The sequence below is a fragment of the Vibrio sp. 2-2(8) genome, from assembly GCF_963888495.1.
Lineage (GTDB): Bacteria > Pseudomonadota > Gammaproteobacteria > Enterobacterales > Vibrionaceae > Vibrio > Vibrio anguillarum.
Window position 1 is genome coordinate 83,413 of record NZ_CAWPJM010000002.1, and the last position, 13,157, is coordinate 96,569.

General features: G+C 41.9%; 11 protein-coding genes. 7 read left to right on the forward strand and 4 right to left on the reverse strand.

Features of this window, described 5'->3' with window-relative positions:
* Positions 1-63 precede the first annotated feature (63 nt).
* The 4 genes from AACV12_RS01090 to AACV12_RS01105 form a co-directional block, all read right to left on the reverse strand.
* Complete coding sequence (locus AACV12_RS01090) at positions 64-2,409, reverse strand: sialidase family protein (RefSeq protein ID WP_170901297.1); 2,346 nt, start codon at positions 2,407-2,409, stop codon at positions 64-66.
* 421 nt (positions 2,410-2,830) lie between these two features.
* On the reverse strand, positions 2,831-3,967 hold the full coding sequence (gene nagA / locus AACV12_RS01095) for an N-acetylglucosamine-6-phosphate deacetylase (RefSeq protein ID WP_170901299.1): 1,137 nt from the start codon (positions 3,965-3,967) through the stop codon (positions 2,831-2,833).
* A 3-nt stretch (positions 3,968-3,970) separates the two neighbouring features.
* Positions 3,971-4,834: an N-acetylmannosamine kinase gene (locus AACV12_RS01100; RefSeq protein ID WP_170901300.1), complete on the reverse strand. Its 864-nt coding sequence runs from the start codon at positions 4,832-4,834 to the stop codon at positions 3,971-3,973.
* Positions 4,822-5,544, reverse strand: coding sequence for a putative N-acetylmannosamine-6-phosphate 2-epimerase (locus AACV12_RS01105; protein ID WP_096036137.1), 723 nt, complete (start codon positions 5,542-5,544; stop codon positions 4,822-4,824). Before AACV12_RS01105 ends, AACV12_RS01100 begins: the two co-directional genes overlap by 13 nt.
* A 214-nt stretch (positions 5,545-5,758) precedes the next feature.
* Here AACV12_RS01105 and AACV12_RS01110 point away from each other — a divergent pair, with 214 nt between their 5' ends.
* The 7 genes from AACV12_RS01110 (at position 5,759) to AACV12_RS01140 (ending at position 12,916) form a co-directional block, all read left to right on the forward strand.
* Positions 5,759-6,724 carry a sialic acid TRAP transporter substrate-binding protein SiaP gene (locus AACV12_RS01110; RefSeq protein WP_019281732.1) on the forward strand — a complete coding sequence of 322 codons (966 nt, stop codon included), beginning with the start codon at positions 5,759-5,761 and terminating at the stop codon, positions 6,722-6,724.
* A gap of 65 nt (positions 6,725-6,789) precedes the next feature.
* The gene (locus AACV12_RS01115; RefSeq protein ID WP_019281733.1) at positions 6,790-7,299 is read left to right on the forward strand and encodes a TRAP transporter small permease; all 510 of its coding nucleotides are present in this window, start codon (positions 6,790-6,792) and stop codon (positions 7,297-7,299) included.
* Between the two features lie 5 nt (positions 7,300-7,304).
* Positions 7,305-8,588 carry a sialic acid TRAP transporter large permease SiaM gene (siaM, locus tag AACV12_RS01120; RefSeq protein WP_020327936.1) on the forward strand — a complete coding sequence of 428 codons (1,284 nt, stop codon included), beginning with the start codon at positions 7,305-7,307 and terminating at the stop codon, positions 8,586-8,588.
* Between the two features lie 37 nt (positions 8,589-8,625).
* Complete coding sequence (locus AACV12_RS01125) at positions 8,626-9,525, forward strand: dihydrodipicolinate synthase family protein (RefSeq protein WP_170901302.1); 900 nt, start codon at positions 8,626-8,628, stop codon at positions 9,523-9,525.
* A 130-nt stretch (positions 9,526-9,655) separates the two neighbouring features.
* A complete protein-coding gene (locus tag AACV12_RS01130) occupies positions 9,656-10,492 on the forward strand; it encodes a MurR/RpiR family transcriptional regulator (protein ID WP_019281735.1) in 837 nt (278 codons plus the stop codon).
* Between the two features lie 190 nt (positions 10,493-10,682).
* Positions 10,683-11,834: an N-acetylneuraminate epimerase gene (locus AACV12_RS01135; RefSeq protein ID WP_096036140.1), complete on the forward strand. Its 1,152-nt coding sequence runs from the start codon at positions 10,683-10,685 to the stop codon at positions 11,832-11,834.
* Between the two features lie 14 nt (positions 11,835-11,848).
* Entirely contained in the window at positions 11,849-12,916 is a 1,068-nt protein-coding gene (locus AACV12_RS01140) for a YjhT family mutarotase (protein WP_019281737.1), read from the forward strand.
* Positions 12,917-13,157 lie beyond the last annotated feature (241 nt).

Here is a 13,157-nt window from a genome sequence, read left to right on the forward strand (position 1 = left end):
TGATGAGAAATAAGCTGATAACATTATTTGATATGCTATCAGCTTTAATAAGTTAAGCTGTCCTTAGTTTTGCGATAAGGTCAGCTTCTGTTTTAGTAATGTGATAGGTAGACGAAGAATTCGCATATTTGAATTATCCGTTTCAACTATGGCAATCGCGTTTTCCGAATCCAATTGATAAATATCAGAATATGCCGATGCACCATTAACAAGTTGAATTGGTCCTTTCCATGTCACCCCTTCATCGAAGCTAAACCATAAGCCTAGATTTTGCCTGCCATTGGTCCCTGCAGGATTTCCTTGTGGGTTAGTAAAGAGTAAAAAATGGCTACCGTCACTTTGCTCGAATCGAGTAATAGAAGCATCAACGGTACCAGTACTGATATTGCTAAAGACGTTAGCGTTGTTAGCCTCAAGTAGGCTCCACGTGATTCCGCCATCTTTACTCAAAAATTGCTGGCGTGGGCCATAGTTCAGACCATTAACGATCTGGTTAAAATCAAGGCGTGCAGTGAGGAGTAGATCACCGTTTTGGAGTTCAACCATATCAGCTTCACTAGGTTCGAGAGTTTCTAGGATACTCGAACTCTTCCAGCGAAAGGGGATAGGGAGTGTTGAACCGGTTTGCCAGTTTGAACCGCCATCATCACTGTAAATAGACATGACGTTCAAGAAGAAACGATCAAGTACAATGGCTGGATAGATCAAGCGGCCGTTTTGACTACCACTGATATTTTGTTGTCGAGTAAGGATGATGCCATGACCAGGTCCTGGGTTGACGCTGGCATTTCCATACAAACTCATGGTGTTGCCAGTTTTAATTTTTGTCCAACCAAGCTTTTCAAGATCTTTCTCTACTTCAGGTGTTTGCTGTGCCAAATAGAAAGCATCAAACTCTACGAGGTTTTGGCCTTGCTGTGTGAGAGCAATGTTTTGCACATGCAGCCTGCCGTCAATTTGGGCATCCGCATTACCAAACTGAATGTTGTTCTCCTGCGACACTTGACCAGCCCAAATTGTGATTTGCTGACCATCAACGAATAACGTTGTGGTGCGGTGTAACGCCGAATATTGAAGTTCGTAGTCATGGAAAGAGTGTACCTTCGCGCGTTCGGATTGCAGGATAATTGGATCACTAACACCATTTAGATTAGCGACCAGACTGCCTGATTCATCAATACTCAGTGTGAAAGCATATTTTCGGCTACCATCGGCGACTTGTATCTGGTTTGCTGCACCATCAACAATTCGGATCTTAGCGTTTGATTGCCAGTCTTGCTGGCTATTTAGGCTGGTATTTCGGCGATACAGCTCGGAACCACCCCAACCTGCGATCTGGAAACTGCGTTCTTTAACCTGATCGGTAACATCGATAGGCGCTCGCCAGTTCCCTGACGAAACATCATAGACGCTGTAAAAAATACCATTTGGCATCCATGGTTTTATTCGATCTCCGTTTTGAGCGGCATCGGTCGGCCATCGAGCATAAGAGACAAGTACCGTGTTGGTGGAAGGATCATATATAGGCCGAGGATCCGAGAAATCAAACTCATCACTGACATTGATTTGTTCAGTGAGGTTGAGCTCGGCATCCCAAGTTATTCCGCCATCTCGTGAGGTACGAGTGATAATGTCATTGGTATTACTCAGAGCACCGGGATCTCCACTGCCCACACGTTTCTCTGCAAATGCGGTTACCATCCCTGGTGTTACGCTACTTGCTACAATGGATGGTATACGGTCTGGGCCTCTGAAGATAACGTCGCCTTGAATTTCAAACTTAATATCACGATAGGCTGCGACACCATCCGTACTTGATGAGCCATTTCCCCATACAATCATATTTTGTTTTGATACAGTTGGCTGGATGTTGTCACGAATGAGTTTGTTATCAAAATAAAAGCTAGCGGATGGGTTACTTCCTGGATGGAATACCAATTCAAATTTATGGTATTCCGTTGCTGCAGCGCCAGTGGCCAAAACAGTACGCCCAGTTTGCCCTTCAAATTCAACAACCAAGTTACCACTAGTGTCTGATGAAATGATAGGTAAGACACGATGAGTGCCGTTGGCATAATAGTTTGTGATCATTCCACCACTGAGCACTTTCATTTCTGTCGTCATCCGCCAACCGAAACTTGATGCCTGGGCCTGTTGATTAGTAGAGAGAGAATATGTCCATTGAGCTCTCCCCCCATTACCTTGCACCAACCAAGCGGACATTCCATCTGTATTGATTAAAACGCCACTGCCATTATTCGTGTTGTCTTGCATCCATCCCTGTTTGGCAGGGCTGTCAAACTCAGTATCACCCGTTGCGTTATAGTCAAAAAGTGCTGCGTTTGAGCTTGTCGCCATACCGAACATAGCAAGCATTAAAGCGGTTTTCTTTACGTTTTTGAAACGCATATCTACTCCCTTTATATTAGAATCTGTTTCCTTGTGAATCGATACGCTTCTCTGTTGTGAAGTCATCTTGATTGACAAGTCTCCATCGAATGTAAGGCTTGGAAATGTTCACATCTCCAGTTGTAGATTCTCATTAAAAAATATTTTCTTCATTAACGGTGATCGCAAAAAAAATAATTTCCACAAATGTTTTTGTGTGTTGTTTAATCGATGAGACATCAACACGTTGCGGTTCTGTTCGTACTTAGATGTTTGTAGTTGGGTTAGAGAAGGCTACTGAAGTCGGAATAGAAGTGACGAAAGTGCAGTTAATGCCTAAAGGTATATAGATTTTTGGGGAGAGCTATTCCAATTATCTCTGCTGAACATTGGAATAGTGAACGATCTGGTCAATAACGGATAGGCATGTATGATCGATAGCTCAGTTGTAGAGCACGCCTTCACTGACTACAGCCAAACTTTCATATTTGGAGTTTAATACAGTAGCGGCGGCGCGATAATTGGGTTTTAGTTGCCCTAAATCATCACAATGGATTGCTTGAGCCGGATAAGACGAGGCCATTCTTAGTGCTTCATCTTCCGCGATTCCCCAACGAATGACATTGGCAACCGATTCATCCATCCCGATGTGTGCTCCCGCAAGATTGCCTCTGCTATTAACCAGTTTATTATCGATGACGCGAATGGTTTCCCCATCCAGTTCAAACTGGTTAGTCACACTGCCAAGGCTAGCCATGGCATCGGTAACAATAAGAAGTTTGTCTTTAGGTTTGATTCGCTTAGCGAGTAAAAAGCTTTGTGGATGCACATGAATTCCATCAGTTATGACCGAACACCAAGCATGATCGGTATTCAATGCTGTGCCGACAACTCCGGGTTCACGACTCTCAAAAGGCGACATGGCATTAAATAAGTGGGTAAATCCATCAATGAGAGCTAACTTCTCAGTGGTTAATTGGGCTGTAGTGGCATTACTGTGACCACACGAGAGAGTAACATGATGATCCTTTAACCACTTTAGAGAATCGATGGAGAGGTTTTCAGCCGCGACCGTTACAAGAACTTTGCCTTTGGTTGGCCAGTGAAACTGTGAAAGTTGTTCGGGTGTCGGGGAATAAAACAGATCTGAGTTATGAGCGCCTTTCTTTTCTGGGTTTAACCAAGGGCCTTCTAAGTGAATACCCAATACACCCGAGACTTGATTTTCGATTGCAGCTTGAATGGCATCAAGTGAATGGTTGATGTGTTCCGGTGTTGCACTGATTAAGGTTGGAAGCAGATAGGCGGTTCCGTGGGTTCTGTGCGCTCGGCAGATCGAATCGATACCCGCAAGAGTCATGTCATTATTGAACATGACATCGCCACCACCATTAACTTGTAAGTCAATAAATCCTGGAGCGATTAATGTGTCATCAAAATGTTGATGTTCAATATCCACCGTTAGAGACTCAATAGGAACAATGGAGTGAATGCGTGAGCCTTCCCAAATCATTGCCGCATTCTCATAATACTGAACACCATCAAAAAGCCGTGTAGCTGAAATTGCCTTTAATGTCATTGTTTACTCCTTAAACTGAAATGCTGCTCCGAGTAGGCAAGCATCATAATCGCCATGAGCAGGAGTAACAGGGACGTGAAATACAGACGGTCTAGATTGAATAGCCTTGTTGAGGCGTCCAAGGTAGCCTTCAGCTAGGCCTATTCCACCGCCTAAAACAATCATATCCAGATCTAAGCATGCTTTAAGATTACAGCACAATGTGGCTACTGCTTGTACACTTCTATTGATGATCGCTTCTGCTCTTGGGTTGAAAGCTGCTTGTTGAAATAACTCAATATTGCTCATTGCCTCGATAAAAATGGCTTCGCTTTCTTTTTGAATCGCGTTACCTGAAGCTATGCACTCAACACAACCTCGCTGACCACATCCGCATAATGGGCCTTCAATAGCGACCGACATGTGACCTATGTGTCCCGCTAACCCGCTGTTTCCTTTGTGCAGCTTGCCACCAATGATGATTCCACCGCCAACACCAGTGGAAACCGTAATAAAAGCCATATTTAAGGTAGGATCTTTTAACTGAACAAATTCAAACCACGCTGCTGCTTGGGCATCATTAAGAATTGATACCGGTTTATTAGTGAGTTGCTCTAGCGTTTTAGCTAATGGAAAAGGTACAGGGAAATTAAGAGTTTCTGGATTTATAGATGTGATACCTTCTGGCGTTACATAACCCGTCGTTGAAACACCTACATAATTGATAGAAGGGATCCATTCAGTGACTTTTTCGAGGATCGCCTGAACAAACTCAATGACGTCTTGTACCACAGGGGTTGCCATTTGGTAACGCTGAATAATTATATCATTTTCTACAATCGCTAATGCTATTTTTGTTCCGCCGATATCGATGGCTAGTGTGTGCATTTCCTTTCTCCCGCTGCTTGGGTTGCATTATTAAACCATTGAGTCACTACTTCCAACCGAGTTAGTGCAGAACCAACCGTTACGGCAACCGCACCAGACTCAATCGCTTTCGCTGCTAACTCAGGCGTATTGTATCGACCTTCCGCCATGGTAAAAAAACCTGCTTCAGAAAACGCTTTCACAAGTTGGAAATCTGGAACTGTGGGCTCAATATCTCCGACATAACCTGACAGTGTTGAGCCAATAATTTCAACACCTTGTGAATTAGCCCATAATCCATCCTCGAATGTGGAGCAATCGGCCATCGCAAAACATCCAGTGTTTTTTATGGCTTGCGCAATACATTCTCGGCTTTCAGGACGTGTTCTATTGGTGGCATCAAAAGCAATGACCGTTGCGCCAGCATTCGCTAAGCCATCAACATCTGATACAAAAGGAGTGATTCGAACGGGGCTATCAGGCAAATCACGTTTAACGATACCTATAATCGGAATTGTCACTGCGGCGGATACAGCAGCGACATTATTCACACCTTCAATGCGTAGCGCCTTTGCTCCGGTTTGTTCGACGGCGATCGCCATTGCCACAATGAAATCTGTTTTATCGAGTGGGCTGCCTGTTACAGGTTGTATGGAAACGACAGTTTGGCCGTTTAAAAATAGCTTTAACTCTTCGATGTTCAAAAAATTCTTTCTCACGACGGGCCTCATTTTTCTTGTCTAAAAACGTTTTTGATTCCTGGCTTGATGAACAAAAGGGCTCTGGTAACCAAATTTCGTTCGCCATCACACTTTGGGAAAAGGTGGTTTGAAAATAATCTCCACTGCAATGATAATTCATAACGAATATTTTTTTCAAACTAAATAAAATTTTTTTTTGAAAATGGTGAGACAAGGCGTAACAGGGCAGAACAAAGGGAAAAATATGAAAACCATTAACAAGATTACTATCGGATTACTTACTTTGAGTATCGCTGCTTCTGTGAACGCGGCGACGACTTTAAAGATGGGTATGCAAGCCTCTGTGGGCTCTGTGGAGTATTACTCTGCAAAGATGCTCGCTGATACGTTAGAAGAAATGAGCCAAGGAGAGATCAAACTTGCTTTGTATCCAAGCGCCCAGCTTGGTGATGATCGTGCCATGCTTCAGCAATTGACGCTGGGGGATCTCGATATGACTTATGCTGAGTTTGGTCGCATGGGTCTTTGGATCCCACGAGCAGAAGCGGTCATGCTCCCTTATGTTGCGAAAGATTTTTACCATTTACGCCGTATGTTTGACTCTGATTTCGGATTAGGTATTCGTGAAGAGATGTTGACTAAGTTTAACTGGCGAGCGCTGGATACTTGGTATAACGGTACGCGTGAAACAACTTCTAACCGCCCACTTAACTCAATTGAAGACTTTAAAGGTCTGAAATTGCGTGTACCTAATGCAAAACCTAATCTGAACTATGCGAAGCTTTCCGGAGCGTCACCGACGCCTATGGCTTTCTCAGAAGTTTACCTAGCACTTCAAACTAACGCTGTAGATGGACAAGAAAATCCCCTACCAACGATCAAAACAATGAAGTTCTACGAAGTGCAAAAGAACTTGGCGATGACAAACCATATAGTGAACGACCAGATGGTAATTATTGCCGATGCAACTTGGCAGAAACTGTCTGACGAAGAGAAAGAACTGGTTCAAAAAGCTGTGAAGAAAGCGGGTGATGCGCATACTGCATCTGTGAAAAAGCAAGAAGAAGAACTGGTTTCATTCTTCCAAAGCGAAGGTGTAACCGTGACTTACCCAGATCTGGCTCCGTTCCGTGAAGCGATGCAACCCCTTTACAAAGAGTTTGAAAGCAAAATTGGCCAACCTATCGTTGAGAAACTTGCTGCAATGTAAATGGATTGATTAGTCTATGTCTCAATGTTTTAGCTGGCCTTGTTTGGCCAGCTATGGAGTTCAAGATGTTACGTAAGATTGTCAATAATATAGAAGAAATTATCACAGTACCTTTGATGGCCTCTCTGCTAGTTGTATTAACTTGGCAGATCGGTACTCGCTGGTTGCTGAATGATCCTTCCTTATGGAGTGAAGAGCTCGCTAGAGTTCTCTTTATGTATATGTCGTTAGTCGGGTGCGCAATCGCCATCAAGCGAAGTTCACACGTAAACATTACTTTCTTTTCAGACAAACTACCTGAGAAAGTGCGGTTGTGTCTGGTTTTATCATTGGAACTTGCCGTTCTAGTTTCTATTGCTGCCATCATTTACCTTGGGTATCAGCATGTTCAAAGAAATGCTTTCTTTGAATTGATTACTCTTGGGGTTTCAATCAGTTGGATGAACTACAGTCTGCCATTAGGTGGTGTGTTTATGGTGTTCAGACAACTGGAAAAAATATTCCATATTTTTAAAGAGTTGTGTGGTTGTGCAAAACCTGCATCGATGAATGACTCGCAAATCGCTGAGAGGTAGTGACTATGGTTGGTTCAATTTTTGGCTGGCTAGCTCTGCTATTTGCAGGTATGCCCGTTGGTTTCTCGTTAATTTTTGTCGCTCTTGTATTTTTAGTATTAACCAATAGCACAGGTATTAACTTTGCTGCTCAGCAGATGATCGGTGGTATCGATAACTTCACTTTATTAGCGGTTCCTTTTTTTGTGTTAACCGGACACCTAATGAACAGTGCTGGTATTACGGAACGTATTTTTAATTTCGCTAAGTCTCTTGTTGGTCATATTACGGGTAGTTTGGGCCACGTAAATATTATGGCGAGCTTGTTATTTTCAGGTATGTCCGGCTCAGCATTAGCTGATGCTGGTGGTTTAGGACAACTTGAGATTAAGTCAATGCGTGATGCAAAGTATGACGACGATTTTGCCGGTGGTTTGACGGCTGCATCTTGTATTATTGGTCCTTTAGTTCCCCCTTCAGTTCCTTTGGTTATTTACGGTGTTGTGTCAAATACATCCATCGGCGCCTTATTTTTAGCGGGTGCTATTCCGGGTCTTTTGTGTTGTGTCGCGTTGATGGTAATGAGTTACTTCATCTGTAAAAAGCGTGGGTACATGACGCTGCCAAAAGCGACTCGTCGTGAACAGCTAAAATCTTTTAAAGAAGCATTCTTGTCACTCTTAACGCCTGTGATCATCATCGGTGGTATTTTTTCTGGCAAGTTTACTCCAACAGAAGCCGCGGTAGTGTCATCTCTATATGCTTTATTCTTGGGTCTAGTGGTATATAAACAACTTACTCTAAGCAGCTTGGTCGACATTTTAAAAGAGACGGTAAACACTACGGCAGTTGTAGCGTTAATGGTTATGGGTGTAACCGTATTTGGTTGGATCGTTGCACGTGAGCAGTTGCCACAAATGCTTGCAGATTACTTCTTAACAATCAGCGATAACCCGTTGGTATTGTTACTACTAATCAACTTATTGTTGTTGTTCTTAGGTACCTTTATTGAGTCATTAGCCTTACTTCTACTCTTGGTTCCGTTCTTGGTTCCAGTGGCTGCAGCTGTAGGTATTGACCCGGTTCACTTTGGCGTTATGGCAATTCTTAACCTAATGATTGGCATCCTAACACCGCCTATGGGCATGGCTCTCTATGTTGTTTCACGTGTTGGTGACATTCCATTCCATACATTAACTAGAGGTGTAATGCCGTTGCTAGTGCCTTTGTTTATTGTTTTGGCTCTTGTTGCAATTTTCCCACAATTCACCCTACTACTACCTCAAATGTTCTTAGGTTATGGACAGTAGTTTGGCGACTGAAAATTAAATTATTAAGGTAAATGAAATGAAAAAATTAACAGGCCTGATTGCTGCTCCGCATACTCCATTTACAGTGGACAACAAGGTTAACTTTGGTGCGATTGATCAAATTGCTGAGTTACTAATTTCTCAAGGTGTTAAAGGTGCTTACATATGTGGTACCACGGGAGAAGGAATCCACTGTTCTGTTGAAGAGCGAAAAGCGATTGCTGAACGTTGGGTAAAAGCTGCGGACGGTAAACTGGATTTGGTTTTACACACTGGTGCTTTAAGCATTGTTGACTCAATCAACTTAACTGAACACGCGGAAACTCTCGATATTTTGGCAACATCTGCGATTGGCCCTTGTTTCTTTAGACCAGGAAGCGTTGACGATTTGGTAGAATATTGCGCGCAAATTGCTGCGGCAGCGCCTTCTAAAGGCTTCTACTACTATCATTCAGGAATGTCAGGTGTAAATCTGGACCTGGAGCAGTTCTTAATCAAAGGTGAGCAACGTATTCCGAATTTGTCCGGTGCGAAGTTCAACAATTCTGATTTGTACGAGTACCAACGTTGCGTTCGTGTTTCTAACGGAAAGTTTGATGTGCCATTTGGTGTTGATGAGTTTCTCCCTGCAGGCTTAGCCGTTGGTGCTGTGGGTGCAGTAGGTAGTACTTACAACTACGCTGCGCCTTTATATCTCAAAATCATTGAAGCCTTTAATCAGGGTAAACATGATGAAGTCGCTTCTCTAATGGATAAAGTGATTGCTATCATTCGTGTCCTTGTTGAATATGGTGGCGTTGCGGCGGGTAAAGTTGCTATGCAACTGCATGGTATTGATGCGGGGAATCCTCGTCAGCCAATCCGCTCTTTAACGGATAAACAGAAAGCAGATGTTATTGCGAAAATGAAAGATGCGGGATTTATATCGTTATTTTGATTCTCATCAATGAGGGGAGCGATGCTCCCTTCATATTTAAGAATCTAGAAACAAATCATTGAGATAGTGTATTAATAGATTCAGGTCTTTGATACTTTATCAGTAGCCAAAATATTGTTAAGGATGCCCCGTGAATTTGCCTAAAAACTTACTGGTTCGGTTGCGATCAAATATTGAGCCGTTAAGTAAAAAACTAAGATTGGTTGCCGACTATGTGATGGAAAACGCACATGATGTTCAGTACCAAACCATTACTGATTTAGCGCGAAATACAAAAACGAGTGAAGCGACGGTTCTGCGTCTCTGTCGAGATATGGGGTACAAAGGCTATTCAGATTTTAGAATGGCATTGGCAGTTGATTTAAGTCAGGCAGCAAACAACTCTCAACCTAAAATTGATGGTGATATATGTGATGTATCAGCACAAAGCGCAGTAGAAAGTCTCCTTGATACAGCAAAGCTAATCGACAGAAAATCATTGAAACGTATTTGTGAACTTATCCATAAAGCTCAGTTTATTGGCTGTGTAGGTGTTGGTGCATCTAGCATAGTTGGACGTTACCTTGCTTACCGTCTCGTTCGAATCGGCAAAAAAGCGATTATGTATGAGGATACCCATCTTGCCTCAATGAGTGCTGGACAGAGTGTTGTAGGGGATGCATGGTTTGCGATATCGAGCTCAGGTTCTACAAAAGAGGTAGTTCATGCGGCAACACAGGCTCATCAACGCGGTGTTCCAGTCGTATCTCTCACGAATATTAGCCATAGCCCACTTTCTTCTATTTCTGATGAAATGTTAGTGGCTGCAAGGCCTGAAGGCCCTCTCACTGGCGGTGCATTTTCTTCCAAAGTCGGTGCATTGTTACTTGTTGATGTTTTGATTAACACACTTTTAGATGTTTATCCTGAATACTCGGCATCTGTATTTGGTACTGCGGAAGTGGTTTTACCTTTAATGGATAGCTAGCGGTTACTAAAGACGTTTTAAACCCATCAATACATCGATGGGTTTTTTTAGCAATATCAATGAAAATATTCTTCATTAATAATTTTTTTATAAAATAAATCTTCAAAAATACACCTGAAATATAAATGATCACGTTGCTCACAGAACATCTGTTTAGAGCATGGATAGCAATAAAAATAAGGACAAATCAATGAACATGAAAACGCTGCTCATCTATACACCTTTGCTTGTTGTAACCACCTTTAGTCATGCTACATCAGACAATCAATGGCCTGACTTACACGCTGGATTTAAAGATGGGATTGGTGTACAAGTCGGAACAAAAATCTATGTAGGGCTTGGTTCTTTGGGGAAAGACTTTTACGCGCTTGATTTAAAAGCGCTATCCCAAGGATGGCAAAAGGTTGCTGATTTTACTGGTGCTGCTCGAAGTGGAGCGACAGCATCTGTGGTGGGGGATGATATTTATCTCTTTGGTGGTTCTGGCAAAGCGGAGCCGTCTGAACCATCGCCCATTTTGTTTGATTCGGTATATCGCTACGATACCAAGAAAGATTCATGGGAAAAAATGAACACTACCTCGCCTGTAGGACTTCTTGGTGCTTCTTCTTATTCGCCAGACAATAAACAGATCCTCTTCTTTGGTGGTTATAACAAAGCCTATTTTGATCGCTATCTGCGTGACACATCAACCACTGACAAGCAAGTAAACCCTGAATTATGGCAACGTATTGTTGATGATTATATGGGAATGAAGCCTACGGATTATAAATGGAACCGAAACGTCATTAGTTATTTGCCTGAAAAACAAGAGTGGCGTGATTTAGGTATGTCTCCATATCTCCCTAATTGTGGTAGCGCAACCGTTATTGAAGGGAACAAAGTGACTCTCATCAGTGGTGAGATAAAGCCGGGTTTACGCACCGCTGAAGTTAAGCAATATGAGTTTGGAATGGATCAACCGTGGCAAAATTTATTGCCCTTACCTGCACCTCAAACGAGCAATATCCAAGAAGGTGTTGCAGGTGCGTTTTCTGGTAAGACAAATGGAGTGACAGTGGTTGCTGGCGGAGCGAATTTCCATGGTGCAAAACAAGCATTTGAAAGCGGAAAAATGTTCGCCCATGAAGGGCTATCTAAGGCCTTTAATGATGATATCTATGTAGAAAAAGATGGCATTTGGTCAACGGTAAATCCACTTCCTGAAGGCTTAGCATATGGCGCTTCATTTACCACATCAGAGGGAGTTTTAATTGTCGGCGGAGAAAAAAGTAGTAAAGAAATAAGTTATAAGGTTTATATGTTGGTTTGGAATGGCTCTAATGCTGAAGTGATAGATTAATTAAGGAGAGTATTATGGCGATCTTATTTAAATTACTCCCTGAGCTTCCAGTAGGAATTAAACACGGAGTAGGTGGAATTATAGGTCACAAATTATATGCAGGGCTTGGTAGTTCTGGAAATGCTTTTTTTGTTTTAGACCTAAAAGATATGAATAGTGGTTGGAAGTCGGCTGCTGACTTTCCAGGAATTGCTCGAAATGATGCCACCTATACAGTCTGTGGTAACAAGCTTTATGTTTTTTCAGGTGCAGGGATAGAGGGTAATAACAGCTTTCCAACTGTTTTAATGGATGGTTATGTATTTGATAGTCAAATCAATCAATGGACTCGGTTAGAGAGAACACTTCCTACCAGCTTTCTTGGTGCATCTTGTTGTAGTATATCACCGACTGAAGTCATTTTTTTCGGAGGGTATGATAAGGATACTTTTAATAATTTCCTTTCTGATATCTCAATAATTGATGTAACAAAAGAGCCTAACAAACATAAAGAGCTTATTACTAGATTTATGTCTCAACCAATAGATAACTATAATTGGAATAGAAAGATTTGGTCATTCACACCATGTAATGAACACTGGTCTGTTCTTGGTGAAAACCCATTTAAGCCTAATTGTGGTTCTGGAATAATTCATAAAAACAATGTTGTAACTTTGATTGAAGGGGAACTGAAGCCTGGTCTGAGAAGTCTGGAGACTAAGCGCTACTTTTTTAAAGAAGGAAAACTGGAATATTCTGAGAGTTGTGCATCTATTGTTGATATAAGTAAAAGTCATGAGGGTCTAGCTGGGCATTTTCTCGGTGAAATTGACAATAATATAATTGTTATTGGCGGAGCATATTTTCTTGGTAGTCAAGACGCTTTTATAAAAGGAAATATATATGCCCATAATGGCCTCATTAAACACTTTAGTTCGAATGTTTGGGTTTTTGATGGTAAAGCCTGGGAGAATAAAGACCAATTAGATGCAGGTATTGCGTATGGCGTTTCTGCTTCAAATGGAAAAGCTATGTATGTTTTAGGGGGAGAGAATTCTAATGGTGATGCAATAACAACATGCTTATCATTATCAATGAATTGATTTTTCATAATTATTCGCCTCGCTATTAGCAAGATTAATGAATATATCAAATGTTTCAATTGAAGTTTATTACGAAGGGGATAATATTTATGCTTTCTTGGACTCTAGCTGACGCCAAAGAATAAAAGGGTGCTAGAAATCCTAGCACCCAGGTAAACACGTTATAGGGGGAGTTTACCAAATTACATAAAAGTTAAAGTTTCCCTTCACTGCCACACATATGAATCTTATCCATCACGAC